The sequence below is a fragment of the Streptomyces sp. S6 genome, assembly GCF_054880855.1.
In genome coordinates this window covers 1-549 of sequence record NZ_JBTYMC010000746.1, presented here as the reverse complement: position 1 = coordinate 549, position 549 = coordinate 1, and the positions used below count along the sequence as shown (strand labels likewise).

General features: G+C 59.2%; 1 rRNA gene. It reads right to left on the bottom strand.

The window, feature by feature from the left end:
- A 23S ribosomal RNA gene (locus ACVNF4_RS36830) occupies window positions 1-266 on the bottom strand; the annotation flags it as partial.
- Window positions 267-549 lie beyond the last annotated feature (283 nt).

Sequence of the window (549 nt, the reverse complement as noted above, 5' to 3'; positions counted from 1 at the left end):
ATCCGGTTTCGCTCGCCACTACTCCCGGAATCACGGTTGTTTTCTCTTCCTGAGGGTACTGAGATGTTTCACTTCCCCTCGTTCCCTCCACATACCCTATGTGTTCAGGTACGGGTGACAGCCCATGACGACTGCCGGGTTTCCCCATTCGGAAACCCCCGGATCAAAGCCTGGTTGACGACTCCCCGGGGACTATCGCGGCCTCCCACGTCCTTCATCGGTTCCTGGTGCCAAGGCATCCACCGTGCGCCCTTAAAAACTTGGCCACAGATGCTCGCGTCCACTGTGCAGTTCTCAAACAACGACCAACCACCCGTCACAACCCGCTCACGCGAGCCTTCACCGGGGTCGGCATCGAGGGGGTTCATTACCTCAGACACCCAACAGCGTGCCCGACCCGGTCCCGCCCGGAGATCATGCTTTCCACGCCCTTGCGGACAGTACTTGCAAGCCCCCGGCCCGAAGACCAGGCCGAATAATCAACGTTCCACCCATGAGCTGACCGTGCGAGACATTTGCCCGCAATCGGTACTGTGCTCCTTAGAAAGG